Origin of the sequence: Mesorhizobium sp. 113-1-2, assembly GCF_016756475.1 — a bacterium.
GTDB lineage: Bacteria > Pseudomonadota > Alphaproteobacteria > Rhizobiales > Rhizobiaceae > Mesorhizobium > Mesorhizobium loti_C.
Genome location: NZ_AP023242.1, coordinates 2,817,365 through 2,843,042, shown reverse-complemented (window position 1 = coordinate 2,843,042; position 25,678 = coordinate 2,817,365). Strand labels below are relative to the sequence as shown.

General features: G+C 64.1%; 25 protein-coding genes. 13 read left to right on the top strand and 12 right to left on the bottom strand.

The genetic code is table 11. The features are described 5' to 3' along the window. The first annotated feature begins 81 nt into the window (after positions 1-81). From JN279_RS13635 to JN279_RS13620, 4 genes are all read left to right on the top strand, one after another. Positions 82-390, top strand: coding sequence for a hypothetical protein (locus JN279_RS13635; protein ID WP_202353018.1), 309 nt, complete (start codon positions 82-84; stop codon positions 388-390). Then, positions 387-2,051: a Na/Pi cotransporter family protein gene (locus tag JN279_RS13630; RefSeq protein WP_096449070.1), complete on the top strand. Its 1,665-nt coding sequence runs from the start codon at positions 387-389 to the stop codon at positions 2,049-2,051. The genes JN279_RS13635 and JN279_RS13630 overlap by 4 nt, the downstream gene beginning before the upstream one ends. A 98-nt stretch (positions 2,052-2,149) precedes the next feature. Beyond that, positions 2,150-2,359 (top strand): DUF2061 domain-containing protein, encoded by a 210-nt coding sequence (locus JN279_RS13625; protein ID WP_096449072.1) that lies wholly within the window; start codon positions 2,150-2,152, stop codon positions 2,357-2,359. Between the two features lie 97 nt (positions 2,360-2,456). Continuing rightward, entirely contained in the window at positions 2,457-3,641 is a 1,185-nt protein-coding gene (locus JN279_RS13620; protein WP_202353017.1) for an MFS transporter, read from the top strand. Positions 3,642-3,644: 3 nt separating this feature from the next. On the opposite strand, the gene JN279_RS13615 is transcribed toward JN279_RS13620, so the two are convergent. Continuing rightward, positions 3,645-5,867, bottom strand: a complete 2,223-nt coding sequence (locus JN279_RS13615; protein ID WP_202353016.1) for a heavy metal translocating P-type ATPase — start codon at positions 5,865-5,867, stop codon at positions 3,645-3,647. A gap of 106 nt (positions 5,868-5,973) precedes the next feature. On the opposite strand from JN279_RS13615, the gene JN279_RS13610 reads away from it, so the two are divergent. Beyond that, the gene (locus JN279_RS13610; RefSeq protein ID WP_202353015.1) at positions 5,974-6,390 is read left to right on the top strand and encodes a MerR family transcriptional regulator; all 417 of its coding nucleotides are present in this window, start codon (positions 5,974-5,976) and stop codon (positions 6,388-6,390) included. Positions 6,391-6,393: 3 nt separating this feature from the next. Continuing rightward, positions 6,394-7,425, top strand: a complete 1,032-nt coding sequence (locus JN279_RS13605; RefSeq protein ID WP_202353014.1) for a DmpA family aminopeptidase — start codon at positions 6,394-6,396, stop codon at positions 7,423-7,425. A 9-nt stretch (positions 7,426-7,434) separates the two neighbouring features. On the opposite strand, the gene JN279_RS13600 is transcribed toward JN279_RS13605, so the two are convergent. The 4 genes from JN279_RS13600 to JN279_RS13585 all read right to left on the bottom strand — a co-directional run bounded on the left by JN279_RS13600 (position 7,435) and on the right by JN279_RS13585 (position 10,794). After that, positions 7,435-7,992, bottom strand: a complete 558-nt coding sequence (locus tag JN279_RS13600; protein ID WP_202353013.1) for a GNAT family N-acetyltransferase — start codon at positions 7,990-7,992, stop codon at positions 7,435-7,437. A gap of 50 nt (positions 7,993-8,042) precedes the next feature. After that, the gene (locus tag JN279_RS13595; RefSeq protein ID WP_202353012.1) at positions 8,043-8,753 is read right to left on the bottom strand and encodes a DNA helicase; all 711 of its coding nucleotides are present in this window, start codon (positions 8,751-8,753) and stop codon (positions 8,043-8,045) included. Between the two features lie 215 nt (positions 8,754-8,968). Further along, the gene (locus JN279_RS13590) at positions 8,969-9,712 is read right to left on the bottom strand and encodes an SDR family oxidoreductase (protein WP_202353011.1); all 744 of its coding nucleotides are present in this window, start codon (positions 9,710-9,712) and stop codon (positions 8,969-8,971) included. 173 nt (positions 9,713-9,885) lie between these two features. Further along, entirely contained in the window at positions 9,886-10,794 is a 909-nt protein-coding gene (locus tag JN279_RS13585) for an AraC family transcriptional regulator (RefSeq protein ID WP_202353010.1), read from the bottom strand. Between the two features lie 259 nt (positions 10,795-11,053). Between JN279_RS13585 and JN279_RS13580 the strand changes: the two genes are divergently transcribed. Continuing rightward, complete coding sequence (locus JN279_RS13580) at positions 11,054-12,049, top strand: hypothetical protein (protein ID WP_202353009.1); 996 nt, start codon at positions 11,054-11,056, stop codon at positions 12,047-12,049. Between the two features lie 46 nt (positions 12,050-12,095). Here the strand turns inward: JN279_RS13580 and JN279_RS13575 are convergent, their stop codons facing one another. Beyond that, the gene (locus JN279_RS13575; RefSeq protein WP_096449092.1) at positions 12,096-12,887 is read right to left on the bottom strand and encodes an alpha/beta fold hydrolase; all 792 of its coding nucleotides are present in this window, start codon (positions 12,885-12,887) and stop codon (positions 12,096-12,098) included. 101 nt (positions 12,888-12,988) lie between these two features. Here JN279_RS13575 and JN279_RS13570 point away from each other — a divergent pair, with 101 nt between their 5' ends. Then, positions 12,989-13,915, top strand: coding sequence for a LysR family transcriptional regulator (locus JN279_RS13570; RefSeq protein WP_096449095.1), 927 nt, complete (start codon positions 12,989-12,991; stop codon positions 13,913-13,915). Between the two features lie 35 nt (positions 13,916-13,950). Here JN279_RS13570 and JN279_RS13565 read toward each other — a convergent pair whose 3' ends face one another. After that, positions 13,951-14,400, bottom strand: a complete 450-nt coding sequence (locus JN279_RS13565; RefSeq protein ID WP_096449097.1) for a GatB/YqeY domain-containing protein — start codon at positions 14,398-14,400, stop codon at positions 13,951-13,953. A 271-nt stretch (positions 14,401-14,671) separates the two neighbouring features. Here JN279_RS13565 and carA point away from each other — a divergent pair, with 271 nt between their 5' ends. Next, positions 14,672-15,877: a glutamine-hydrolyzing carbamoyl-phosphate synthase small subunit gene (carA, locus tag JN279_RS13560; RefSeq protein WP_202353008.1), complete on the top strand. Its 1,206-nt coding sequence runs from the start codon at positions 14,672-14,674 to the stop codon at positions 15,875-15,877. A 45-nt stretch (positions 15,878-15,922) separates the two neighbouring features. Next, positions 15,923-16,111 (top strand): hypothetical protein, encoded by a 189-nt coding sequence (locus JN279_RS13555; protein WP_202353007.1) that lies wholly within the window; start codon positions 15,923-15,925, stop codon positions 16,109-16,111. A gap of 358 nt (positions 16,112-16,469) precedes the next feature. On the opposite strand, the gene JN279_RS13550 is transcribed toward JN279_RS13555, so the two are convergent. The 3 genes from JN279_RS13550 to ypfJ form a co-directional block, all read right to left on the bottom strand. Further along, positions 16,470-17,390, bottom strand: coding sequence for an aldo/keto reductase (locus tag JN279_RS13550; protein ID WP_202353006.1), 921 nt, complete (start codon positions 17,388-17,390; stop codon positions 16,470-16,472). Next, on the bottom strand, positions 17,387-18,652 hold the full coding sequence (locus JN279_RS13545; protein ID WP_202353005.1) for a TCR/Tet family MFS transporter: 1,266 nt from the start codon (positions 18,650-18,652) through the stop codon (positions 17,387-17,389). Before JN279_RS13545 ends, JN279_RS13550 begins: the two co-directional genes overlap by 4 nt. 298 nt (positions 18,653-18,950) lie before the next feature. Further along, on the bottom strand, positions 18,951-19,874 hold the full coding sequence (ypfJ, locus tag JN279_RS13540; RefSeq protein WP_202353004.1) for a KPN_02809 family neutral zinc metallopeptidase: 924 nt from the start codon (positions 19,872-19,874) through the stop codon (positions 18,951-18,953). A 255-nt stretch (positions 19,875-20,129) separates the two neighbouring features. Here ypfJ and JN279_RS13535 point away from each other — a divergent pair, with 255 nt between their 5' ends. Next, a complete protein-coding gene (locus JN279_RS13535; protein ID WP_244734567.1) occupies positions 20,130-22,214 on the top strand; it encodes a hypothetical protein in 2,085 nt (694 codons plus the stop codon). Positions 22,215-22,342: 128 nt separating this feature from the next. On the opposite strand, the gene JN279_RS13530 is transcribed toward JN279_RS13535, so the two are convergent. Together JN279_RS13530 and mntR are read right to left on the bottom strand one after the other, a co-directional pair. Beyond that, positions 22,343-22,531, bottom strand: a complete 189-nt coding sequence (locus tag JN279_RS13530; protein WP_096449109.1) for a hypothetical protein — start codon at positions 22,529-22,531, stop codon at positions 22,343-22,345. 88 nt (positions 22,532-22,619) lie between these two features. After that, complete coding sequence (gene mntR, locus JN279_RS13525) at positions 22,620-23,072, bottom strand: manganese-binding transcriptional regulator MntR (protein ID WP_096457709.1); 453 nt, start codon at positions 23,070-23,072, stop codon at positions 22,620-22,622. Positions 23,073-23,317: 245 nt separating this feature from the next. Here mntR and JN279_RS13520 point away from each other — a divergent pair, with 245 nt between their 5' ends. Then, positions 23,318-24,682 (top strand): Nramp family divalent metal transporter, encoded by a 1,365-nt coding sequence (locus tag JN279_RS13520; protein WP_202353003.1) that lies wholly within the window; start codon positions 23,318-23,320, stop codon positions 24,680-24,682. A 54-nt stretch (positions 24,683-24,736) separates the two neighbouring features. Beyond that, entirely contained in the window at positions 24,737-25,579 is an 843-nt protein-coding gene (locus tag JN279_RS13515) for a protein-L-isoaspartate O-methyltransferase family protein (protein WP_202353002.1), read from the top strand. The last annotated feature ends 99 nt before the right edge of the window (positions 25,580-25,678 follow it).

Sequence of the window (25,678 nt, the reverse complement as noted above, 5' to 3'; positions counted from 1 at the left end):
AAGTCTCCTTGGTTGTCGATGCCCCGAGGATTAACCGCCAGCGGATGAACTGAAACTGAATGCCAGCATTACAATTGTGTAATGAAATCTTCTACTTATTCCCGGTATTTGAACATCATCGCAAAGCCGGACGCCAGAAGTGCGCAGGTGCGGCGAATCCGCCGCACCCCCATGGGCCGGCAATGCAACCATCTTGCGCACCCGTCCATTTCCCGACACGGCCTGTCGCGCTGCGACGACCTCCTAAAATCGACAAAACTTTATTATCCGGCTAAAATATTCCGGCTATTATCCACGGCTGCCATGACCATGATTCGTACCCTTGTTTTCTCACCTGATCGCCGCGATGTCCGCATCGCGCGCGCCATTCGCATGAAGGCGCCTCAATGAGCGGTTCCGTCGTTCTTCTGCATCTGGCCGGCGCGGTGGCGCTGATGCTGTTTGCCACCCGCATGGTCAAGACCGGCGTCGAACGCGCCTATGGCGACGTGCTGCGCCACAGGCTGCGCGCCACCATGCGCAATCCGATCATGGCGGTGCTGGCCGGCACCGGCCTCGCCATCGCGCTGCAAAGCTCGACCGCGGTGACGCTGCTGGTCGGCTCCTTCGCCGGTTCCGGCATCGTCTCGGGTGCCGCCGGCCAATTGGCCGTGCGCGGCGCCGAGATCGGCTCGGCACTCGTGGTCAAGCTCTTGACCTTCGATCTCACGCTGCTGGTACCGCTCTGCCTGATCACCGGCACGGTGATGTTCATGGCCACGGAGCGGCGCGACTGGCGTCAGACCGGCCGCATCCTGGTCGGCATCGGCCTTCTGATCCTGTCGCTGGAAATGATCGGCCAGGCCTCCGAGCCGCTGCGCAACAGCCAACTGATGCCGGTCATCATCAACTACTTCTCCAGCGATTCCATCACCGCCTATCTCCTGGCGGCGCTGATCACCTGGCTGTTCCAGTCGAGCATCGCGGCGGTGCTTTTGATGGCGACGCTGGCCGGCCGCGGCCTGATCAGCCCGGAACTCGGCGTCGTCCTCATCCTCGGCGTCAATCTTGGCTCCTCGATCATCGCGCCGATGCTGACGCGCTCGGCCGGGCCCGCCGTGCGCGTCGTGCCGATCGGCAATCTCCTGATGCGCGGGCTGGGCTCGCTGGTCATGCTGATCCTGTTCATGATCGTCCGCCCGCATGTCGGCTTCCTCGGCGCGACGGCGGCCGACCAAATCGTCAACGCCCATATCCTGTTCAATGTCATCATCCTGCTTGCCGGCCTGCCGCTGGCCGGTTTCGTCTACCGTGCCTCGGAAAAGATCGTGGCGCTCGGCACCAAGCCGGCGCCGGCGGCCTCGCTCGACGTCATCGAATTGTCGGCGCTCAACGAAAGCGCTCTGGATGTGCCGAGCCAGGCACTGGCCAACGCCACGCGCGAGGTGGTGCGGGTCTGCGAGACGGTCGAGATCATGCTGAAGCGCATCATCGAACTCTACGAGAGCGCCGACAGCGACAAGATCAAGGCGCTGGCCGCCCTCGACGACCGCGTCGACCGTAAGCACGCGGCGATCAAACTATACCTCGCTAAGGTCACCAAGAACCCGCTGACCGAGGACGAGGCGCTGCGCTGCCAGGAACTGATCGGCGCCTGCGTCAAACTCGAGCAGGTCGGCGACATCATCGTGCGCAACATGCTGGTGCATGTGAAGAAGAAATTCGACCGCGGGCTGGAATTCACCGACGAAGGCTGGAGCGAATTGTCCGCCTTCCACAGCTCTGTGCTGGCCAATGCAAGGCTTGCCTTCAACGTGCTGGTCTCGCGCGACCCCGAAACCGCCCGCCAGCTGGTGCTGGAGAAGGATCAGTTGCGCGACCGCGAGAAGGAAACCAGCGCCAGCCATTTCCTGCGGCTGCGCGAAGGCACCGCCAAGAGCGTCGAAACCAGCTCGATCCACCTCGACACCATCCGCGACCTGAAGCAGATCAACTCGCTGCTGGCGTCGATGGCCTATCCGGTGCTGGAAGAGCGCGGCCTGCTGACGGGGTCGCGGTTGAAGGCGAGCTGAAGTCGCCTCACTGCGCCTCGCTTCGACGGCAAAATACCTTTGCTCCGCTTCCGCCAGTCAGGATAAGGATCGATTGGCCCAGGCTTTCGGAGGAATCGATGGACACCCATTCGCGCAGTTTCGCCAAGGCGCTTTCCTGGCGCGTGACCGGTACCATCGACACGCTGATCATTTCCCTGGTCGTGACAGGAAGCGTCAAGCTCGCCGCAGCCATCGGCATAACCGAGGTCTTCACCAAGTCACTGCTCTACTATTTCCACGAGCGGGCGTGGTTGAAGATCCCCTATGGCCGCAAGACTCCAGCCTAAAGCTGCCACTCAAGAAAACCTAAAGTCGCGACAAAAATTTCTGGATTGCCCCCGCCGTCCATCCGTGGTTTGAGGCCGTTCCAGCCAAGGCTTTCCCATGTCGCTTCCGCTCATCGCCCTGTTCATCGCCGCTTTTGCTTTCGGCACCACCGAATTCGTCATTGCCGGCGTGCTGCCGCAAGTGGCGGAGGGGCTTGGCGTCTCCGTTCCCTCGGCAGGCTACCTCGTCTCCGGCTACGCCTGCGGCATCGCCATTGGCGGCCCGCTGCTGGCTCTCGCCACCAAATCGCTCCCGCGCAAGACCTTGCTGCTCGGCCTCGCCGTCGCCTTCACCATCGGCCAGGCGGCCTGTGCGCTGGCGCCCGATTTCACCTCGATGCTGCTTTTGCGCATCGCCGTGGCGGTGGCGCACGGCGCCTATTTCGGCGTCGCCATGGTGGTTGCCGTCGGCCTCGTTCCCGAGGACAAACGCGGCATGGCGGTGGCGGTCATCCTGTCGGGCCTCACCGTCTCCAACGTCATCGGCGTGCCGGCCGGCACCGCCATCGGCAACATCTGGGGCTGGCGCGCGACCTTCTGGGTGATGTGCGCGCTGGGCGTGGCGGCGACTTGTGCCATGGCGGCGCTGTTGCCGCGCACCACTGGATATCAGGCCAAGCCCGCCGGCCTCGCCCGCGAGGTCCGCGTGCTGGCACGCCAGCAGGTCTGGACCTCGCTGATCCTTATGCTGATGCTGATGCTCGGCCAGTTCTGCCTGTTCACCTACATCACCCCGACCTTGCTGGAGATCACCGGGCTCGACGAAGACCTGGTGCCCTGGGTGCTGCTGCTCAACGGCGTCGGCGCCACGCTCGGCGTCTTCCTCGGCGGCAAGCTGTCGGACTGGAACCTGATGCCGTCGCTGATCACCATGCTTGGCCTACAGGCGGTGACGCTGGCGGTCATCTATGCCGTCAGCCCCTACCCCGTGCCGATGGTCATCGCGATCGTCATCTGGGGCGGCCTCAACTTCGCCATCGGCACGCCGATCCAGACCCGCATCCTGGCCTGGACGGCGGATGCCTCCAACCTCGCCTCCTCGCTGATCCCGTCCGGCTTCAATGTCGGCATCGCGCTGGCCGCATCACTGGGCGCCGCCATGCTCAATGCCGGCTACGGCTACCGCAGCCTGCCGGTGGCCGGCGCTTTGGCGATGCTGGTCGCCGTGCTGGTCGCAGTCGTCTCCCAGGTCTGGGAAGGCCGCAGCAACGCCACGCCGCCGCTGACGGCACCCGCCGAGTAGCCCTCAGCCGCGCCAGCGCAACAGGCGCATGGCGTTGGCTGTGACGAGCACGGTGGCGCCGGTATCGGCCAGGATTGCCGGCCACAGGCCGGTGATGCCCAAAATGGTGGTGACCAGGAAGACCGCCTTCAGCCCCAGCGCCACGGTGATGTTCTGGCCGATATTGGCCATCACCGCCCGCGACAGCCACACCATGCGGGCAACGTCCATGACGCGGCCATGCAGGATCGCCGCATCCGCCGTCTCCAGCGCCACATCGGTGCCACCGCCCATGGCAATGCCGATGTCGGCGGCGGCGAGTGCCGGCGCGTCGTTGATGCCATCGCCGACCTTGGCCACCGTCAGTCCTTCGCGCTGCAGTTCGCCGACGATGCGTTGCTTGTCCTGCGGCAGCAGTTCCGCCCGCGCCTCGATGCCGAGCGAAGCGGCGATGGCTTCAGCCGTGCGTCGGTTGTCCCCGGTCAGCATCACCGTGCGGATGCCCTCGCCTTTCAACGCCGCGATGCCGGCCGCCGCATCCGGCCGTGGCTCGTCGCGCATGGCGATCAGCCCGGCCACCGCGCCATCGGCGATCAGCACCGAGACGGTCTTGGCCTGGCCGTTGAGGCTGTCGATGGCAAGCCTCTGCGCTTGCGTCATCTCGGCACGTTCGCCCGCCGCTGGGCCGGAGCCCAGGAAGACGGCCACGCCGCCGACGCTGCCTTCGACGCCCTTGCCGGAGATTGCCTTCGCCGCCAGCGCCGGCGGCACCGACGCCTTGTCGGCCCTGGCCCTGTCAAGGATCGCCACCGCCAGCGGATGACTGGAGCCTTGCTCGAGCGCCGCCGCCAGTGCCAACACGGAGCGCTCATCGCGGCCATAGGCGACGATGTCGGTCACGACAGGCTTGCCCACGGTCAGCGTGCCGGTCTTGTCGAAGGCAACCGCCGTGATCCGGCGGAAACCTTCCAGCACTGCCCCGCCCTTCATCAGCAGGCCGCGTCGGGCGCCGGTCGCCAGGCCGGCGGCGATCGCCGCCGGCGTCGAGATGACCAGCGCGCAGGGGCAACCGATCAAGAGGATCGCCAGGCCCTTGTAGATCCATTCACTCCAGTCGCCGCCGGCGACAAGCGGCGGCAGCAGCGCTACCAGCGCACCAACGACCAGCACACCGGGCGTATAGTATCGCGAAAAGCGGTCGATGAAGCGCTCGGTTGGCGCCTTGGCCTCCTGCGCCTCCTCCACCAGCCGCACGATGCGGGCGATGGTGTTGTCGGAGGCGGCCGCCGTCACCCGCACTTTCAGCACGCCATCGCTGTTGATCGTGCCGGCGAAGACCGATTCCGCGACACCCTTGTGCTTCGGCGTGCTCTCGCCGGTCACCGGAGCTTCGTCGATATCGCTCGAGCCTTCGACAATCTCGCCATCGGCCGGGATGCGGTCGCCGGGCCGCACCACGATGACGTCACCGACGGCAATCAGGTCCGCGGGTACTTCTGAAGTGCCGCCTCCCCGCTCGACCAGCGCAGTCTTCGGCACCAGATCGGCCAGGCCCTGGATGCTGGCACGCGCGCGGCCGGCGGCGACCCCTTCCAGCAGCTCGCCGATCAGGAACAGCACCACCACGGCGGCCGCTTCTTCCGTGGCGCCGATCATCACCGCGCCAATGGCAGCGATGGTCATCAGCATCTCGACCGAGAACGGCGTGCCGGCCAGCGCCGCCATCAGCGCGCGCCGCGCGATCGGCACCAGGCCGACCAGCAGCGCCGCCAGGAAAACCCAGCGCTCGGCCACCGGGAACAGATGGCCGATACCGTAGGCGGCCAGAAGCGCTGCCGCACAAGCCAGCGTCAGCGCTGCGCGGCGGCTGCGCCACCACGCTTGCCCCGGCTCGGCATCGTTGTGGAGATGAGATGAACCTGCGACTTCCTTGGCGACTTGTCCGTCGCCATGGTCATGATCACGGCCTTCGTGGTCATGATCGGCATGGTCCTGCACTTTGGCCGCCGGCCCCTCGGTCCTGGCTTCGGCCTTGACGATGCCGTAGCCCAGCCGCGCCACCTGCCGCAGCACCTTGTCGTCATTGAGCGGCCCGCCATGGCTGACGGTCATGCTGGCGCCGGTCACGGAAACCGAGACGTCGGCGACGCCGTCGAGGCGACGCACCGCCGTGTCGATCTTGGCCGCGCAGGAAGCGCAATCCATGCCGCCGATCTTGAACCGTGTCTGCTTGAGAGGAGCCGTCATCACATCACCTGTCTGCCCTCGCGCGGCGTGCCGCCGCATGGGCCTTGAACCCTGATGTCAGGCACTGTAATTGCTCTAGTCACTAGAGCTTCAAGAGGCAAAATGCATGTTTTCGATCGGTGATCTCTCGCGCCGCACCGGGGTCAAGGTGCCGACCATCCGCTACTACGAGCAGATGGGTCTGGTCGCCGCGCCCGAACGCTCGGAAGGCAACCAGCGCCGCTATTCCCGGCAGGAGCTGGAGCGGCTGGCTTTCATCCGCCACGCCCGCGACCTCGGTTTTGCCGTCGAGGATATTCGGTCATTGATCGAATTGAGCGGCCACCCCGAGCAGCCTTGCGGCCATGCCGACAAGATCGCGCAGGAGCAGCTGATTTCCGTGCGCGAAAAGATCGCCCAGCTGAAGCGGCTGGAAACCGAACTGGAACGCATCGCCTCCTGCTGCGACGGCAAGACGGTCGGCGACTGCTACGTCATCCGCGCGCTGTCCGACCATGCGCTGTGTGCCGACGAACACGTCTGACGCATGTCCAGAACTGTCAGCGATTTCGGCCTGATCTGCGGCACCTTGCCGGCGGGCATGCACAATGCGATCACCGATGTGCCCGGTGTGCGTGTCGGTCACTGCACGCTGCGCAACGGCGACATCAATACCGGCGTGACAGCGATCCTCCCGCATGGCGGAAATCTGTTCCGCAAGAAGGTGACGGCGGCAAGCCACGTCATCAACGGCTTCGGCAAGACTGCCGGCCTGACGCAGGTACAGGAACTCGGCACCATCGAAACGCCTGTTCTTTTGACCAACACGCTCTCGGTTGGCACCTGCGCCACGGCGCTGATCCGCGACGCCATCCGCCAGAATCCGGATATCGGCCGCACCACCGGAACCGTCAATCCGGTGGTCGGCGAATGCAATGACGGTCCGCTGAACGACATCCAGGCCCTGGCAATATCAGAGGAACACGCCCTCGCCGCGCTGGCCGACGCGCATGCGGGCGTGGTCGAACAGGGCAATGTCGGCGCTGGAACGGGAATGAGTTGCTTCGGCTTCAAAGGCGGCATCGGCTCGGCGTCCAGAAGGATTGCGCTCGGCGGCGGCCATCACCTCGGCGTTCTCATTCTGTCGAATTTCGGCAGGCCCGGAGACCTCGTTCTGCCCGATGGGCGCCGGCCGGACCCCAGACAACCGGCTGAGGTCGAGCGCGGCTCGGTCATGATCGTGCTGGCAACCGATGTGCCGCTCGAACACCGCCAGCTTGAAAGGGTGGCGCGCCGCGCCGGAACCGGCATTGCCAGGCTTGGTTCCTTCTGGGGCCATGGCAGTGGTGACATCGCCATCGCCTTCAGCACCGGCAATCTGGTCGATCACGATGAAAGCCGCGATCTGGTGCCCCTGCACGCGCTCAACGAAGCGCGCATCGACATGCTTTTTCGCGCGGCCGTGGAAGCCACGCAGGAGGCGGTGTTGAACTCCATGCTGTCCGCCGAGGCCTTCACCGGCAGGGCCGGCAAGCATCGCGCATCGCTGGCCGACTGGCTGCGCGAGCAGGCTGAATGACAGGGCGATCTACAAATCGATCCGGAACCGCAAACTCTCCACCCCACCATAGGCGGCATCCTCGAAGAAGCGCTCGACGAGCTTGCCGCCATTGGCCAGGATCACCTTGTGCGAGGCCGGATTGCCCGGCTTGGCAGTGATCTCGACATAGGGTAGGCCGACCGCCCTCGCCTCGTCGAGCATCAGCCGCAGCGCCTGCGTGGCATAACCGCACCGCCGCTTCCACGGCACCACCGCATAGCCGATATGGCCAAGCACATGCGACGGCAGTTCCGCCGTGCCCTTCTGCCAGCGAAAGCCGATCGAGCCTGATGCTTCGCCATCCCAGATCCAGCGGCGGAATCCCGGCAGGCGTTGCACTTGCGTACCGTCCGGCAAGGTGATCGGGCCACCCTTGGCCTCGGGATCGTCGAGGCTGGCCAGGAACGCCACCGGATCGTCCTCTATGGCCGCAAGCTGCTCGCGCGTCGCCTCCATGAGCCGAACGTTGTCGGGCGACCAGCCACGCTCGAGCGCCGCCTTGTAGGATGGCAGATGTTCAAGCGCTGGTTTGACGATTTCGACCATGATCCATGCTCTCCCAGCCACGCAGGGATAGCCTTGGCCGCCGGGGGCGCTCAAGCCGCATGGAAGCGGATCTCGCCCTCGTTCAGGAAGCAGGCTTTGTCGAACAGGGACAAATCAAGCGGGTTGGGCAGGCGAACATCACTGATATCCGGGACCGGCTTCTTCGCCGGATCGTAGGACCGGTCGATCTGCGAGATGAAGACCAGGATCACGCCGCTATCGCACGCGAAAGCCTTCAGCGCGCGGACCTGGTCCATCAGGCCGGGGTTCTCTCGTTTCTGATCGAGCAGTTGCAGATAATCGATGACCGCCAGCGTGCCGCGCGGCGCCGACCCCAACATCCTGACGATATAGCCGGCGCTGATGGCATCGGAAGTGTCGAACTCGAACAGTCCGTCGAACCGGGCCGGCTCGACGCCGATAGCGCGGAACCGCTCCAGCACATCGCGTTGCGTATATTCCAGCGTGAAGAACACGCTGCGATGGCCCGACTTCATCGCTTCGACCGCCAGTTCGAGGCTCATCAGCGTCTTGCCATGGCCCGGCCGCGCGCCGACCAGAACCAGATCACCAGGTGCCAGTTGCGCGAATAACCTGCTGGCGGGCGCCGTCTCGGACAGCTTCGCCGCAAGCAGGCTCCAACTGGCAAATCCCTCTTGCGCGGCAATCCGGTCAAGCGCCTGGTGGAGCGGGATTTTTGCCTCGCGCGACAACAGCCTTGCTTGACGCTTCAGATGGTAGACAGGCGCGGATAGAATCATCTCAAAAACCTTCTGGTGCGAGCAGTTTTCGCAACCCCTCCTTATGCCTGGTGCTCGATCAGTCGGTTCGGTGATGAGAATGCCCCGCATGAACGAATGCTTTCCCAGCGGAGGGAGGAGGCGTGGGCCACGCCAGAATCAGATGATAGCTCAATCCGAACCGACGTAGAATTGGCGGGGCGAAAATCGTTGCACCCCGCACGGCACCGGAGACTTCAGCCAGCGTTTGCCAGGGCAACCGCATCCTGGCCTGCCGGAAAACGGAGTTTGCCCGAAGTGTCGTGGACGGCGGCCCAGATAGCTTCGGCAACGTCGCTTTCCCTGGTGGTCAGCGCGGGCTGGGCGAAGGCCGCGAAGATCGGGGCCGCGAAATCGGCGTAGGCTTCCGGGATCATGTCTTCGATGCGCACCGCAGTGTTTTGCGTAAACCGCGTCGTTGGCGCGTATCCGGGCTCGACCAGCTTGGCGCGGATCCCGAAATAGCCGAGCTCGTGCGCGAGCGATCCGGTGAAACCCTCGATGGCCTGCTTGCTGGCGGTGTAGGCCGCCGCCAGGGGCATCGGCGCCAGGGTGGCGCTGGAGGTGACGTTGACGATCGCCCCGGACCGACGCTCGCGCATCTGCGGGATCACGGCCTGCGCCATCGCCATCACGCCAAAGCTGTTGGTGTCGAAGACCTTGCGGATGTGCGACATCGTTGTCGCTTCAAAGGCACCGACCACGCCGATGCCTGCATTGTTCACCAGAACATCGATCTGACCGGCGGCTTTGACCACCGCCGCGATGCTGGCCTCGCTGGTGACGTCCAGGGGCAGGATCCGCAGGCGCTCCGAGCGCGGCAGTATGTCCTGTCGCGGCGTCCGCATGGTGGCGATGACATTCCACCCGTTGGCGAGGAAATGGCGGGCCGTCTCCAGGCCATAGCCAGAAGAACAGCCAGTGATGAGGATCGTTTGCATGGTAAGCTCCGTTGGTTTCGATAAACCTCCGTAGGCTTGCCAACGCAGACGATCTATAATTTATAGTCCTAGTTTTATTTCCAACTGTCCAAAAAAATCGCTTAGTCCGAGCGAGAGCAGGTCGGAGCTGTCAACGGAAGCGTTTGAAGAGGCCTCGCCGCGAGGGAAGAGCCTCAGCCGGTTGCGCCGACACCATTGCCGCGGGCGAACCTTCCCGGTGAGCAGCCAAGCCGCTTCCTGAAGGCCGTGCTGAAGGCGCTGGCGGACTCGTAGCCGATCTCATCAGCTATTTTGTCCAAGGTTTTCGAGCCGCGGATGAGAGCATCCTTGGCCAGCGCCATGCGCCAGCGAGCCAGATACTCGATCGGGCCGCAACCCAGCACGGCCACAAAGCGAGCCGCGAACGCCGACCGCGAAAGCCCGGCAACCTTGGCGAGTTCCGCGACCGTCCAGCCCACCCGGACATCCTCGTGCATTGAGCGCAGCACGCGCGCGAGCACCGGGTCCCGCATCCCGCTGAGCAGGCCAGCCGCGCCGTGGGCGATGCCATGCCATCGCAGCGCTTCCACGAGCAGAACCTCGAGCAATCTCCGCAAAACCATTTCCTTGCCCGGATCTTCGTTCTCGCACTCTTCCATGATGAGCTCGATAACCTTGCCAAGCCTGCCGGAACGCCCCTGCGATACCGGCACGTGGATGACGCTCGGAAGGAGCGCAACCAGGAGCGGGGCGTTGACCGGCTCGATCCGGAACGTACCGCCGAGCGCGACAAAGTCGGGCTCTCCATCTGGGTCGCCGTGCCGGATGGCAATGTCCATCGGCGCCCTGAGCTCACAGTCGATGCCCGGATGGCTGCTGAGGGAGAATGGCGGTGTGGAAGGCAAGAGGAGGAAGTCGCCTTTCTCGAACTTGACTGGATCCTTGCCCTCGAACGCGATCCAGCACGTCCCTTCCACGATTATGGTGAAGCCGGGGGCATCATAGGCGGCGTAACGCACGCCCCATCGACCGCGTCCCCTGATGGGCTTGGAGATCGCCGTGCTGGGTTGCAAAAGGGAGATGACGTCGCTGAGCGGGTCCATTTTCAGACGGTCGATAATTATTTTGTATGAATCGATTATAGAGCGTCCTTTTGCCGTCTCCAAGCTTGTTGCACGGACGCTGCGAGGAGATTCAGGAAGGCTGGCCCGACATACTTCTCCGCTGGACTGATCGCAAAACGACCCCGCCGCGACACGTTAAACAAGATGTGTCTCGCCGATCGGCGCACGGCCTTTTATGATCGGTTGCGGATATAACACCCGCATAGATTCGCAAGGCTTTGGCAGGAGAATTGAACCGGTGCGGTTGAGATTTGTCCCTCTGGGTATTGTCGTCACCCTCAGCCTTCTTGTTATCGTCATAGCCCTGACGGCGACGGTCCGGTCCTTCGCCGCGCCATCCGGCATCCCGGCTTGGCTGCAGGCCCATGTCGGCGACAGCGACGGCCAGATCTCAGAGGTGGTGCTGGAGCGGGCGCGCGCGCTCTACCTGAAGAAGGTGGCGCAAGGCGCGGTCAGGAACCCCTGCTATTTCGCCATGGATGCCACCCGTCCCGGCGATCTCGGCAATGGCGTGCTCGGGCGCCGGTACTACGTCGTCTGCGAAGCCAGCCAGTCGTTTCGCGCTATCGCATCGGGTCACGGGGCCGGCAAGAACCTGAAAGGCACGGTCGATTTTTCAAACGGCAGGCGGTGTTCCAAGAATTTTGGCAATGCCATGGATTCGGAACTAACGGCTGGCGGGGCATACATGACCCGGGAGTCGAAAACGTCGTTCAAGGGTTTTTATCGCACCGGTGCGAAGCAGGACGCTGCCTTCCTGCGCACCTTCATCCAGTTCGACGGCGAAGGCGAAGCCGCCAACGCCAGGCAGCGCGTGATCGGCGGCCACGCGGCGCAGGTGCTGCGCACCATGTGCATGCGCAAAAGCCCCAACAGCTCCTATGCCGACCATGATGGTCTGGTGCCGTTCGGCAAGCTGGTGGACTATGCGGGCGGCCGCAGCAATGGCTGCACCAGCTGGTCGCCGACGGATGCCCAGCAGATCATCGCGATGGTCAAGGACAACCCGACGACGCTCTACATCTATCCGGAATCGCGCGACATCGCCGCCGTCGCACAAGCAGCAAAAGGCCATTCCCCCTCCGGCGAAGCACCCTATTGGAACGCATCCTGCCTGAAGGAAATCGGCGCGCCGAAATTCTGGCCGCAAAAAACCCTTGAGCCGATGATCGCCCAGTACAAGAAAGATCATCCCGCGCCACCCGCGCAGCCGCTGCCGATGTGCAAGCCGTGAAGTCCGCTCCATAGCAGGCTGCGAACCTCACTCACCCCGCGCCGGCTCAGCGCAGAAAATCGAGCACCGCCTCTATGAATTCTGCCGGATACTCCACGTTCGACAGGTGAACCGCGGGCAGCACAACCAGCTTCGCGCCGGGCACCGCCGCCGCGATCATCTCACTGTGGCTGGCCGCCGTCACCGTGTCGTGCTCGCCGGCGATCACCAATGTCGGCCGGTTGATCAGCGCGACCGTGCGGCGAAGATCGGCATCGCGGACCGCCGCGAACAGACCTGCCAGGCCTTGTCGGTCGATCGCGAGCAGCATCGTGCGAAATTCAGCGATGACGGGTTCGTTGGCCGCCACCATCCGCGCGGGGAACCAGTTGTTGAGGAACATTTCGGCGGTTTCCGACATGTCCCGCGCCTGCCGGACAACGCCAATCCGCTCGTCGAAATAGCTTGCCGGACCGAGATGGGACGAGGTGTTGCTCAGGATCAGCCGGTCGATGCGCTCGGGCGCATGGATGCCGAGCCACTGCCCGACAAAGCCGCCGAGCGACAGGCCGAGGAAATGCACACGTCCAAGGCCGAGCGCATCGAGCAGCTCGATCACGTCGCGGCCAAGCCGGTCGAGCGAATAGGCGCCAGCTGGGGCGCTTGACCCGCCATGGCCGCGAAAGTCGTAACGCAGAACACGGAAATGTTTCGACAGCTCGCCGACCTGTCCGTCCCACATGTGCAACGTGGTGGCGATGGAGTTCGACAGCACCAGCACCGGCTTTGCGGCATCGCCATCGAAGCGGTAGGCGATGCGGGTGCCATCGCCGACAGTCACGAAATTCAGCCCACTCATGATGAAAAGTCCTTCTGGAAGGTTGAATGAGGCGGAGCGTAGCCGCGACGTGTTTTTGTTGATATTACAAAGATAGGACAAACTCTGTAATCAAAGCTGACATGGCCGAATTTACCTTGCACGATTTGCAATGCTTCGATGCGGTGATCCGCACCGGCGGCTTTCAGCCTGCGGCCGCCCTGCTGCATCGCTCGCACCCGGCCGTGTTCGCCGCTGTCGCCAAGCTCGAGCGCCAGCTCGACCTCGTTCTGCTGGATCGCGGCGGCTATCGCGTGCGCCCGACCGAGGCGGGGCTGTCGTTCCACCGCCGCGCGCAATCGCTGCTGCGCGAACTGGAAGGCCTGCGGGTGCACGCCGCCCAACTCTCGATGGGCGAGGAAAGCGAGATCCATGTCGTGATCGGCGATCTCTGCCCGCGGCCGCAGGTGCTGGGCATGCTCGGACGGTTCTTCGCCCAATGCCCGGGCACGCGCCTGCATCTGCATTTCGAGGCCGTCGGCGGTCCGTGGGAACGGCTGTTCGACGACGAGGCCGATCTGATCCTGCACTGGGTCGACAAGGGCGATGCGCGGGTGGAATGGGTCGATCTTTGCAAGGTGCCGTTCATTCCCGTGGTGGCGCCTGGCTTTCTGCCGGAGGGTATCAAAGAGCCGATCACGCCCGATCAGCTGCAGGCACTCACCCAATGCGTCATGCGCGACACAGCCCGCCATTCGCCGCAACAAAACTACTCGCTGATCGAGGGCGCGCCACAATGCCTGGTGGCCGACCAAGGCATGAAAAAGGAAATCATCCTGCAAGGCCTTGGCTGGGGCCACCTGCCCCGCTTCCTGATCGAGGAAGAGCTGGGTGACGGACGCCTGCACTCCATCGCCGGCCGCCATATGCCGGGCCGCACCGAGGAGTTGGTGGTGGCGCGCCGCCGCGACCGGCCGCACGGGCCGGTGGCCAACCGGTTATGGGATCATGTCCAGCAGGAAGCGCCGGCCCTGCGCCTCGCGCTGGAGCCGCCAAGAACTGCTTCGTAGGGCAAGGCCAGACCTAACGATTGCCCTTGATACCTCTACTGCAGCAGGCCCTTGACGATGCCGCTGGCCTTGCCGAAATCCATCTGGCCGGCATATTTCTGCTTCAGCGCGGCGATCACCTTGCCCATGTCCTTCTGGCTGGCCGCACCAGTCTCGGCGATCGCCTCGCGCGCCGCGGCCGCGATTGCCGCATCGTCAAGCTGCGTCGGCAGGAAGCCGCGGATGATCTCCATCTCGCCGCGCTCCTGTGCGGCCAGTTCCGGGCGCTTGCCGTCTTCGAAGGCCTTCGCCGATTCCTCGCGCTGCTTCACCATCTTGGCCAGGATCTGCAGGATCTCCTCGTCGCTGGCGGGATCCTTGCCCGAACCTCGATTGGCAATGTCGCGGTCGTGGATGGCGGCCTGGATCAGCCGCAATGTCGGCAGCCGGTGCTTGTCCTGCGCCTTCATCGCGCTCTTCAGGGATTCGGCGATTTTTCCGCGCATTGTGCTTGTCTCCTTCGAACGGCGCGGACCATAACCTCGCCGGGAGCACAAGGCAAATCTCGAAGGGGCCGGCAAGCCACTGATATTGTTCGACGAAATAAAACGATGTCGGTCCCTGGCTGTATCATTGACCGTTCTGGCACCTTCCCCTATGTACTCGGCCTTGCATAAGACAATGAATTGACGCGCTGAGGCTCGAGAAATCGCTGCCGCGTCGTTTGCTGCGCGGATGGCCCGCCATCGAAGCGCGCAGCCTGATAGGAGTGCCGCCATGGCCGAGATGACGCCCGCCTGGGCCACCGAAAAGCCGACCGCCCTGCTGGTGCTGGCCGACGGCACCGTCATCGAGGGCCGCGGCCTCGGCGCCACCGGCTCCGCGGTCGCCGAAGTCTGCTTCAACACCGCGCTCACCGGCTACCAGGAAATCCTCACAGACCCGTCCTATGCCGGCCAGATCGTCACCTTCACCTTCCCGCATATCGGCAATATCGGCACCAATGGCGAGGACATCGAAGACCTCAACCCGGCCGCCCGCGCCGGCGCTGTCGGCGCCGTGTTCAAGGCCGATGTCACCAACCCGTCCAACTACCGTGCCGCCGGCCATCTCGACCAGTGGCTGAAGAAGCGCGGCATCGTCGCGCTCTCGGGCATCGACACCCGCGCGCTCACCGCGCTGATCCGCGAAAAGGGCATGCCCAACGCGGTCATCGCGCATGCACCCGACGGCGTCTTCGACCTCGACGATCTCAAGCAGCGCGCCGCCGCCTGGTCTGGCCTGATCGGCCTCGACCTCGTCAAGGAAGTCACTTCGGGCCAGTCCTCGGTCTGGCGCGAGACGCCCTGGGTGTGGAACGAAGGCTTTGGCGAGCAGGCAGAGCCGTCGCTGCACGTCGTCGCCATCGACTACGGCGTCAAGCGCAACATCTTGCGCCTGCTCGCCGGCCTCGGCGCAAAGGTCACCGTGGTTCCGGCCAGCACCGGCTCGGAAGAGATCCTCGCCATGCAGCCCGACGGCATCTTCCTCTCCAACGGCCCCGGCGACCCGGAAGCCACCGGCGACTATGCCGTGCCGGTGATCCAGGATTTGCTCAAGACCGACATCCCGGTGTTCGGCATCTGCCTCGGCCACCAGATGCTGGCGCTGGCGCTCGGCGGCCGGACCGCCAAGATGCACCAGGGCCATCACGGCGCCAACCATCCGGTCAAGGACCACACCACAGGCAAGGTCGAGATCGTCTCGATGAACCACGGCTTTGCCGTCGACGCCGACTCGCTGCCCGAAGGCGTCGAGGAAACCCATGTCTCGCTGTTCGACGGCTCGAACTGCGGCATCGCGCTCACCGGCCGTCCGGTGTTCTCGGTCCAGCATCACCCCGAAGCCTCGCCCGGCCCGCAGGATTCGCACTATCTGTTCCGCCGCTTCGTCAATTTGATCCGCGAAAAGCGCGGCGAGGAACTGCTGGCCGAGCGGGCTTAGTGGACCGCGCGCAAATAGCGTGGCGCAGTTTTGGGGGGCAAAGAGATGCGCAAGAATACGAACCTACATGCCGCCGACGAAGCCCTCGAAGACGCAGCCGATGTAGCGATCTACGACGAACGGAAGGCCGAGCTCAAAACCGAAAAGGCCCTCCCCGCTGACATGACATGGATATTCTGCGGGGCCGCCTCACGCACGCCGAATTGGCGCAGATTCGGCGTTACGAGTGAATGAATTGAGCATTAAATCCTCGATGCGGAAGCTTTGACCATTCTAAGGCAATCGCGTGACTTCGACATTTGGCTGAGACCTGCCTCCCGTCGTCATCCACGGGCGGAGCAAGGAGCGTAGCGACGCGGCGCAGACCCGAGGATCCATGCCGGGACTCCCGAGCGCCACCACGGGTCAGAATTCTGCTCCGCTGCGCCTTCGGCTAAGGTCAGGGAATGGATCCCAGGGTCTCCGCGACGGAGCTTCGCTCCTGCTTCGCCCAGGGATGACGAAAGTTGGGTGCTTCCGCCCATGGAGCAACAGTCCGCCAAAACGTGAAGGATGGTGCCACCGGCAGACCCTAAGCGGCACGAGCGCTACCCTAAGCCACCGGCCGCCCCTCGCTCGCCTCCAATATGGCGAACCATTGCTGGCGGTCGAGGGTGATCTCCAGCGCCTTGACCATGGCCGCCAGCCGTTCCGGCTTCATCGAACCGAGCACCGGCACCAGCCGGGCGGGATGGCGCAGCAGCCACGCGATGGCGACGGCGGCGAGATCGCCCGCGCCGATTTCGGCGGCGACCGCCGCGAGCGCTGCCCGCACCCTTGCCTCCCGGCTTTCCTTGCCGGTGAACAGCGAGCCGCCGCCGAGCGGCGACCAGATCATCGGCGCGTAGCCCAGGCGCTGCGCGTGGTCGAGGCTGCCATCGGTCAATGCTGACGTTTTCAGCACCGACATTTCGATCTGGTTGGTGGCGAGCGCGAACGGCAGCCGCGAGGCCAGCAGATCGAATTGCGACGGCGTGAAATTGGAAACGCCGACCGCCCTCACCTTGCCCGCCTTGACCAGTCCGGCCAGCGCCGCCGCCGTCTCGTCGGCATCCATCAGCGGATCCGGCCGGTGCAGCAGCAACAGGTCAAGATAATCGGTGCCGAGATTGGCGAGCGAGCGGTCGACCGAAGCATTTATGTGGACGGCGCTGGTGTCATAGTGCTTCAGCCGGTTCTGCGGCCGGTTGGCCGAGGCCAGCATGATGTCGCATTTCGAGATCAGCTCGATCTGATCGCGCTTGCCCTTCCAACGCGACAGCCCGGCGCCGAAGGCCGCCTCCACCTCGTAATTCCCATAAATGTCGGCATGGTCGAAACTGGTCAGGCCGAGATCGACGGCGCTGCCGATCAGCCGCGCGACCTGATCGGCGTCCGGACGGGCGTCGCCGTCGAGCAGGCGCCAGGCACCGAAGACCAGCCGCGACAGCGACACCCCGTCCCTGGTCAGCGCGATGCGGCTGTCATGGCTCATGCCTGCGCTCCATCTTCCGCCACGTCGGTGGCGACATTTGTGACCGTCGCCGGTCTCGCCACCTTGGTGACGAAGGCGATGAGCGCCAGCAGCAGAAAACACGCACCGACCAGATAGGGCGCGCCGCCGAAGGTCACCGGCGCGCTTGGCCCGGTGAACCAGGAAAAGATCGCCGTGTAGAGCAGCGGCGTGATGATCGAGGTGATCGAGAAGAGCGAGGTCATCGCGCCCTGCAGTTCGCCCTGTGCCGAAGGTGGCACCATGGCGGCGGCAAGGCTTCTCAGCGGCGGATCGGCCAGCGCTTCCAGGCAGCCGACGACGATCACCGCATAGATCATCCAGCCCTGCGAAGCGAAGGCATAGCCGAAGGCGCTCGCCGCCGTGAAGGTCAGGCCGATCACCGCTGTCCTCCACTCGCCGAGCCTGGGGATCACGCGCGGCAGCACAGTGCCCATGACGATCGCGCCGCACAGGCCGAAGGCACCGAGCGAGAAGCCGATCTGCTGCTCGCTCCAGCCATAGCGGTAGTTGGAGACGAACGACCACACCGCCGGATACATCATGTGGCCGAGCGTCATCAGGAAGAAGACGAGCCCGATCCAGCCAATGCCTTCATACTGGCGCATCTGCAGCAGCGTGCCGACCGGGTTGGCGCGCTTCCACTCGAAGCGGCGGCGATGCTTTTCATCGAGCGTTTCCGGCAGGAAGAACATCGCGATCAGGAAGTTCACGAAGGCGAGCCCGGCGGCGAAGTAGAACGGCACGCGCGGCCCGAACGTGCCCAGCAATCCACCCAGCACCGGGCCGATGACGAAGCCGACGCCGAAGGCAATGCCGAGCAGGCCGAAATTCTTCGCACGGTTCTCGTCGTTCGAAATGTCGGCGATGAAGGCCGACGTCGTCGAATAGCTGGCGCCCGAAATGCCGGCCAGCACTCGGCCGATGAACAGCATAGGATAGGACCAGGCGATGGCGCAGATCAGATTGTCGATGGAAAAGGTCAGCACCGAGGCAAGCAGGATCGGCCGCCGGCCGAAGCGATCGCTCAACCCGCCCATGATCGGCGCGAAGAAGAACTGCATGGCCGCATAGACGAAGAACAGCCAGCCGCCCTCGATCGCCGCTTCACTAATGCCAACGCCGGTCAGTTCCCTGAGAAAGGCCGGCAGCACCGGCATGATCATGCCGAAGCCGATAATATCCAGCAGCAGCGTGGTGAAGACCAGCGCCAGGCCCCGCCTGGCGGTTTTGGGATCGATCATGATGGGTCAATCTCCTCCGGCCGCCCTTGGCGCAGGCGGACGCACCTTATAGGCGAACCCGCAAAAAGGAACAATGCGAGAACGGGCGGGAACCGTTGATCCTGACACCCCCTGACGGCGTCTTCGTCGTCAGGTAAGCGCCAGAAACGCTCGCCGAGACTGTTTCGAAATTCGCTCTGGCGAGCCATATAGTGGTGGTTTCGAGAACCGGAGCGCAGCGGACATTAGGTCGGTGAGCACCGGAAGCGGAGAAAACGCCGCCAGATGGCCGCCGGGGTAGAATTTCCAAACAGTCTCGTTAAAGCGCGCCGGTCATCGTATTGCAGTCCGAAAGCTTGCCGCTCTTGTAGCCGCGCGCCAGCCAGGTCTGGCGCTGCTGCGAGGTGCCGTGGTTGAAGCTTTCCGGCACGACATAGCCCTGCATCTTCTTCTGCAGCGTGTCGTCGCCGATCTGCTTGGCGGCGTTCAGCGCGCTTTCGATGTCGCCTTGCTCCAATATGCCCTTCTGCCCGGTGTAGTGCGCCCACACGCCGGCGAAGCAGTCGGCCTGCAGCTCGATGCGCACCGACAGCTGGTTGGCATCCGCTTCGCTCATGCCTTGCCGCATCTGGTTGAACTTGCCCATGATGCCGGTGAGGTTCTGCACGTGATGGCCGACCTCATGCGCGATGACATAGGCTCGCGCGAACTCACCGGAAGCGCCGAACTTTTGATCGAGCTCCTGGAAGAAGGTCATGTCGAGATAGACCTTGTGGTCGCCCGGACAGTAGAACGGTCCCGCAGCCGCCGAGGCAAAGCCGCAGGCGGAGCGAACCTGGCCGGAAAACAGCACCAGCTTCGGGTCCTCATAGGTAAGGCCTTGCGACTTGAAGATGCCGGTCCAGGTGTCCTCGGTCTCGGCCAGCACGGTCGCCACGAACTGCTTCATCTCGTCATTGGCGGGAGCGGTGCCGCTGCCCTGGCCACCACCGCCATTGTCGGTGATCTGGCCGCCACCGCCCGGCAACAGGCCGCCATCGCCACCACCCAGGATCGCTGAGGGATCGAAGCCGAAATACCATCCAGCGATCACCACCAGGATGACGAGGATGATGCTGCCGCCGCCACCGGTGCGGCCGCCGATGGGGAGCTGGAAGCCCCCACCGCCGCCGATCCCACCGCCGCCGCTGTCGCTGCGGTCGTCCTCGATATTGTCACTCTGACGACGGCCTCTCCAGAGCATGGCAACTCCCCGTGATGAACTTCCTCATTGCTCCGGCAAGGCCGGCTCAACCCAACAAACAATTATCCCAATGGTTGCACCAAGTCACAGTGTTTTTCGATGGCCTTTAGGCGATCAAAACCGGCGAGTGGCCTGTTCATGCCTGGACCGAAGCAGACGGAACTCTTGCCGCAGGGTTCATTGCTGCGACTGTCGCCCCATGGTCGAAGATCGGGAAGACCGCTAGTGTCTGATTTTCTGTGTAGCGAGGGGCGCTTGCGGATCATTGGCCAATTCCTGCTGTTGCTGATGGCATTGAGTTGCCTTGGGATCGGGTCGGCCGGCGCGGTGACGCTCGATTCCAGTGTTGCCGTCACCGATCCGGCCACCTTGCAGGCGCTGGAGCGCGGCGGACTGTCGATCAGCCGCCTGCTCGGCCCCGCGCTCGGTCTCACCCGCGACGTCGACAATCGCGGCCTGTTTTCCGTGCCGGCGCTAGCCACGGTACGCGACACGGTCAAGCAGGAGATATCGGACGAGCCGAAGACCAGCCCCGACCCCTATGTCGCCGCCATGGCCAGATCGAGCGACACCAGCCAGAAATTCAATCCGAAATACATCGACGATGACGGCTCGACGCTCGACCTGACCGGCGTCGTCAACCGCATGGACCGCGGCTATCTCGGCCACACCGAATGCGGCGAGATCCGGCTGATCTACCGCTTCCACTATTCGGTCGCCGAAAAGCCGGCCAAGGGCAAGCCAATCGGGGGGAAGACTGGGCAGCGCATCTCCTCGCGCCTGCCGCTGACTATGAGCCTGGTGTTCAACGCCAAGCCCGGGCGGACGCAGGCGCGTGCCTCGAAGGATCTGCCGAGCACCACCGACGTGTCCTGCGCCGACGTCGCCCAGCGTTGGCTCGCCGCCGGCCAAAAAAACCTGCCGCCCGAACAGCTTGCCGCCTGGCTGCGTTCCGACGAAGGTCCGCTGTCCGGCGCGATGTTGAATTCCTCGCAGATCATGCGGCTTGAACTCAACATGCAGGTGCTGCGGCTGTCGGCCTCGACGCGGCGCGATTTCGGCGGCCATGCCGAATATCTGCTGAAAATTTTCAAATGGAATCCGGCGACCTCGAGCTTCTATGAATCGAGGATGGAGAACCAGATCGATCGGGCAACCGTGCTGGCCGACGTCAAGTCCTTCGCCAAATGGCTGCTTACCGACCGCAACATCTACGACCTCGACCATGGCCGGCTGGTCATCGACGAAAAATTCCTGGCCATGAGTGCCGTTTCCGTCGCACCCGGCGGGTTGAGCCGCTCGCAAAACAACATCGCTTATGGGCTGGTCGACGACGCCGATATCGACAAGGCGCTGAAGGATTATGTCGCCAAGGGCAACACGCTCGCCACCATCAAGTCGGTGGCGGGCTTCAATTTGCGGCTCAACGAGATGAGCTGCACAGGCTGCCATCAGACGCATGGTATTGCCGGCTTCCACTATACTGGCGCCGATCCGGCGAGCGAGCCGCGCCGCAACGCCGTCTTCGTGCCGGGCTCGGCGGTGTTCTTCGCCGACCTGCCGCGTCGCCGCGCCATCGTCGAACAATTCGCCGCCGGCAGCCATCCGGATTTCACCAGGGGTTTCGCCGCCCGTCCGGACCCCAGATATGCCGAGGCGCTGAAAGGCACCGACCTCTACAATGGCTGGGGCTCGATCTGCTATCGCGGCGAGGATGCAAGTTTCAAGGACTGGACCTGCGGTGCCGGCCTGCGCTGCGCCGGCGTCCACGAAAGCGCCATCCATCCGGGCTTCGGCACCTGCGTCAGCGAGAAGGGCACCGCGGTCGGCGACCCCGTCGAATTCGGCGAGATCAAGATGTCGACATGGGGCAACGACCAGTATTGCCGCCTCTCGCCGGCCACCGCCAAGGCCTGCGCCATCGACCCCGCACGCGACAAGAAGCCGGTGGTGAAGATCGCCGGCTATGGCGCCGCGCGCCAGCGCTACGACAACCCCGAACAGAAGACCGGCGGCTTTCCAGGCGGCATGCTGCGCAAGGCGACCTGCGACAAGCTTCCCGACGAGGCGACATGCGGCCGTCTGGCCAAGACCGGCTTCAACGACTGTATCGCATCCGGCAAGGACCACAAATTCTGCACCCGGGAATTCACCAAGACCGCCGGCCTGCGCGCCTGCGACAAGGCGCATCCTTGCCGCGAGGACTATATCTGCACCGCTGGCTATGACGACCTGCCCCAGGCCAAGCCCGGCGAAGGCACCTGCATCCCGCCCTATTTCATCTTCCAGTTCCGCGTCGACGGCCACCCCAGAAGCTGGGTGCAGGATGTCCGTGAGTGAGAGAACGGTCGCAGGCAAATTGCAAGGTCCAGTGGACCCTTCAAAAGGCTCGAACGCCCGGAGCCATAGCGGACGACAACCGGCCTCCGAACAGATAGCTTCCGCCTGCCGCTGACCTCGGCGCGGCCTCAGCTTTTCTGCTTGGCCCCGGCGCTCTTGCCGTCGGAGCTTTTCGAACGCTCCTCGAAACGCGCAGCGCCCTTTTCCAGCGGGCGGCCGGTCTCGGCCTCGGTCTTGCGCTCATCCTTCGCCGCCGCCTGCTTCAATCCCTTGGCCGCCTGCTTGCCCTTCGCGGTCGGTGCCTGTTCGACGCCCATTGCTTCCTCCCTTGGCGCGACAATCGCGCACTGTCAGGAGCAACGTGCGTAAGGTGCGGCGGTTCCACCTCGAGAACGGGCTAAGCGCTCAGCGCGGCGCGGTCATCGCCTTGCGGAACGCGTCCAGCGTCTCGGCGCTGACATGGTGCTCGATGCCCTCGGCATCGATGCGCGCCGTCTCGGCGCTGACGCCGAGCGAGCGCAAGAACGCTTCCACCGTCTGGTGGCGGATGCGACTTTCCTCCGCCACCTTGCGGCCGGCCTCGGTCAGGAACACGCCGCGATAGGGTTTTCTCGAGACCAGCCCGTCGGCGCAGAGCCGCGTCAGCATCTTGGCCACCGTCGGCTGGGCGACGCCGAGCCGTGCGGCGATGTCGACCTGGCGCGCCTCGTTGCCGTCCTCGATCAAATCGGCGATCAGCTCGACATAATCCTCGACCAGCGCGCTGCGGCGCGCTTGGCGCTGATGCCGGAAGCCTTCCGAATGGACATCGGCGTCGGGCAGTGGCTCACGCGGGACCGGTCTGTTCTTCAGCGCCAATGCGCGCTCCTCCTCGGGAGTTTGGCCGTCGGCGCTTTTATAGCACGGGCTCTGATTCTTCAGGCCGTTTATTTGCATTCCCCCACAGGCGCAACCGGCGTTTCCACTTCGCCGCTTCTTCGCCGCTTCGCAAACTCGGCCGGGCGCCCGATAAAAAGCACAAACAATGAAATATAGCCTATTGCATAATGTTGAGCCATGGCATAGCTTAGCGACATCCCCCGGACGTCGTGGAAAGCCTTTTCATGTCAGACGCAGAAGCCACAGCCCCCCGATCCTCATGGCGGTTCGCCGGACGGGACGAGGACGATCAGCCCAGCCTGCGCGAAGTCAATTCCACCATCGCCGTGCCGAGTTCGGGCGTCTGGTTCCGCCGGCTGTTCGCCTTCATGGGGCCGGGCTACATGGTCTCGGTCGGCTATATGGACCCGGGCAACTGGGCGACCGACCTCGCCGGCGGCGCCCAGTTCGGCTACACGCTTTTGTTCATCATCATGCTGTCCAACCTGATGGCGATCCTCCTGCAGGCGCTCGCCGCCCGGCTTGGCATCGCCACCGGTCGCGACCTCGCCCAAGCCTGCCGCGCCTATTATCCGCGGCCGGTCAATTTCGTGCTGTGGATCGCCTGCGAACTCGCCATCATCGCCTGCGACCTCGCCGAAGTGATCGGCACGGCGATCGCCTTGCAGCTTCTGTTCGGCATTCCGCTGATCGGCGGCGCCATGCTCACCGCGCTCGACGCCTTCCTGGTGCTGCTGTTGATGAACAAGGGGTTCCGCTATCTAGAAGCTTTCGTCATCGCGCTTTTGATCATCATCTTCAGCTGCTTTGCCATTCAGATCTTCGTCGCCGCCCCGCCGGCCGGCACGATCCTGCACGCGATGTTCGTGCCGTCCTCCGAAATCGTCACCAACCCGGCAATGCTCTACATCGCCATCGGCATCATCGGCGCCACGGTCATGCCGCACAATCTCTATTTGCACTCCTCGATCGTGCAGACCCGCGCCTATGAGCGCACCGAAAAGGGCAAGCGCGACGCCATCAAATGGGCAACGACGGACTCCACCATCGCGCTGATGCTGGCGCTGTTCGTCAACGCCGCCATCCTGATCGTCTCGGCGGTTGCCTTCCACAGCACCGGCCATCAGGACGTGGCCGAGATCGGCCAGGCCTTCGAGCTCTTGTCGCCGCTGCTGGGCCTCGGCATTGCCTCGATCCTGTTCGCCGTGGCGCTGCTGGCGTCGGGCCTCAACTCGACGGTGACGGCGACGCTTGCCGGCCAGATCATCATGGAAGGGTTCCTGCGCCTGCGCATTCCCAACTGGGCCCGGCGGCTCTTGACGCGTGGCCTCGCCATCGTCCCGGTGGTGGTCGTCACCGCATTCTATGGCGAGAAGGGCACCGCCCAGCTGCTGGTTTTCAGCCAGGTGATCCTGTCGATGCAGTTGCCCTTCGCCGTGGTGCCGCTGGTGCAGTTCGTCTCCGACAAGAAGAAGATGGGCAACCTCGCCATTCCGCGCAGTGTCGCAGCCCTCGCCTGGGTGGTCGCGGCGATCATCCTCGTGCTCAATTTCAAGCTGCTCTACGACACGCTGTTCGGGGTCGGTTGAGGTTCCGCCGGGTAGCGCGACAAAACGCCAAATCGCGCTATCTTTCCAGGCATCATGAGCAACATTGAAGACATCAGGAGATTCTACGCGCGGCTGATGGCGGCCAATGCCGCCTCATCGGATCCACGCCTGGAAGAGGTCTTCGCCAGCGTGCCGCGCGAAGCCTTTCTTGGCCCGGGGCCGTGGACGATCGTCGCCAGCGGCGACAAGATCATCACGCCGAGCGCCGATCCGGCCCATGTCTACCAGAACGTGCTGGTGGCGCTCGATGCCGACAAGGGCATCAACAATGGCGAGCCGTTCCTGCACGCCATGTGGATCGGAAAACTGGCGCCGAGACCCGGCGAGACCGTCACGCATATCGGCGCCGGCACCGGCTACTACACCGCCGTGCTGGCCAGGCTGGTTTCGCCTGGCGGCACCGTCACCGCCCTCGAACTCGACGACAGGCTGGCCGAATTGGCGCGCAAAAATCTCGAAGCCTATGGCAATGCGACTGTCGTCCGCGGCGATGCCGTGACCACGCCCCTGCCGCCATCCGACATCGTCTATGTCAATGCCGGCGTCGTCGCCCCTCCGGCCGGATGGCTGAAAGCGTTGCGCCCTGGCGGCCGCATGATATTTCCCTGGCGCCCGGCCGAGCGCGTCCCGCTGGCGGTGCTGGTGACCCGCACCGAGAAGGGCTTGGCCTGCAATCCCTTCATGCGCTCCTGGTTCATCCCGTGCTTCGGGGCCTCGGTCGCGGATCTGGCGGCGAAGATCCCGACACCGAAGCAGGCCGCGCGCAGCCGTTCGATCTGGTTGACGAGCGACAAGGCGCCGGACCGCACCGCCACGGCCATCTTCGGCGACGTCTGGTTCTCGACGAAAGACGTCCGCGCCAAACCCGGCAGCTGACGCATCGATGCGCCGATTGTCCAGAATCTTGCAGGCCCTGTCGGGATGGCTGCGGGCCGGCCGTCCTTGGGCCATAGTCCGGCCGCGACGGCGCGGATG

Bases quoted from the DNA above. Each gene is read 5' to 3' on its own strand.
- JN279_RS13635 (WP_202353018.1), top strand. From the start codon at position 82: ATGAAATCTTCTACTTATTCCCGGTATTTGAACATCATCGCAAAGCCG.
- JN279_RS13630 (WP_096449070.1), top strand. From the start codon at position 387: ATGAGCGGTTCCGTCGTTCTTCTGCATCTGGCCGGCGCGGTGGCGCTG.
- JN279_RS13625 (WP_096449072.1), top strand. From the start codon at position 2,150: ATGGACACCCATTCGCGCAGTTTCGCCAAGGCGCTTTCCTGGCGCGTG.
- JN279_RS13620 (WP_202353017.1), top strand. From the start codon at position 2,457: ATGTCGCTTCCGCTCATCGCCCTGTTCATCGCCGCTTTTGCTTTCGGC.
- JN279_RS13615 (WP_202353016.1), bottom strand. From the start codon at position 5,867: ATGACGGCTCCTCTCAAGCAGACACGGTTCAAGATCGGCGGCATGGAT.
- JN279_RS13610 (WP_202353015.1), top strand. From the start codon at position 5,974: ATGTTTTCGATCGGTGATCTCTCGCGCCGCACCGGGGTCAAGGTGCCG.
- JN279_RS13605 (WP_202353014.1), top strand. From the start codon at position 6,394: ATGTCCAGAACTGTCAGCGATTTCGGCCTGATCTGCGGCACCTTGCCG.
- JN279_RS13600 (WP_202353013.1), bottom strand. From the start codon at position 7,992: ATGGTCGAAATCGTCAAACCAGCGCTTGAACATCTGCCATCCTACAAG.
- JN279_RS13595 (WP_202353012.1), bottom strand. From the start codon at position 8,753: ATGATTCTATCCGCGCCTGTCTACCATCTGAAGCGTCAAGCAAGGCTG.
- JN279_RS13590 (WP_202353011.1), bottom strand. From the start codon at position 9,712: ATGCAAACGATCCTCATCACTGGCTGTTCTTCTGGCTATGGCCTGGAG.
- JN279_RS13585 (WP_202353010.1), bottom strand. From the start codon at position 10,794: ATGGACCCGCTCAGCGACGTCATCTCCCTTTTGCAACCCAGCACGGCG.
- JN279_RS13575 (WP_096449092.1), bottom strand. From the start codon at position 12,887: ATGAGTGGGCTGAATTTCGTGACTGTCGGCGATGGCACCCGCATCGCC.
- JN279_RS13570 (WP_096449095.1), top strand. From the start codon at position 12,989: ATGGCCGAATTTACCTTGCACGATTTGCAATGCTTCGATGCGGTGATC.
- JN279_RS13565 (WP_096449097.1), bottom strand. From the start codon at position 14,400: ATGCGCGGAAAAATCGCCGAATCCCTGAAGAGCGCGATGAAGGCGCAG.
- carA (WP_202353008.1), top strand. From the start codon at position 14,672: ATGGCCGAGATGACGCCCGCCTGGGCCACCGAAAAGCCGACCGCCCTG.
- JN279_RS13555 (WP_202353007.1), top strand. From the start codon at position 15,923: ATGCGCAAGAATACGAACCTACATGCCGCCGACGAAGCCCTCGAAGAC.
- JN279_RS13550 (WP_202353006.1), bottom strand. From the start codon at position 17,390: ATGAGCCATGACAGCCGCATCGCGCTGACCAGGGACGGGGTGTCGCTG.
- JN279_RS13545 (WP_202353005.1), bottom strand. From the start codon at position 18,652: ATGATCGATCCCAAAACCGCCAGGCGGGGCCTGGCGCTGGTCTTCACC.
- ypfJ (WP_202353004.1), bottom strand. From the start codon at position 19,874: ATGCTCTGGAGAGGCCGTCGTCAGAGTGACAATATCGAGGACGACCGC.
- JN279_RS13530 (WP_096449109.1), bottom strand. From the start codon at position 22,531: ATGGGCGTCGAACAGGCACCGACCGCGAAGGGCAAGCAGGCGGCCAAG.
- JN279_RS13520 (WP_202353003.1), top strand. From the start codon at position 23,318: ATGTCAGACGCAGAAGCCACAGCCCCCCGATCCTCATGGCGGTTCGCC.
- JN279_RS13515 (WP_202353002.1), top strand. From the start codon at position 24,737: ATGAGCAACATTGAAGACATCAGGAGATTCTACGCGCGGCTGATGGCG.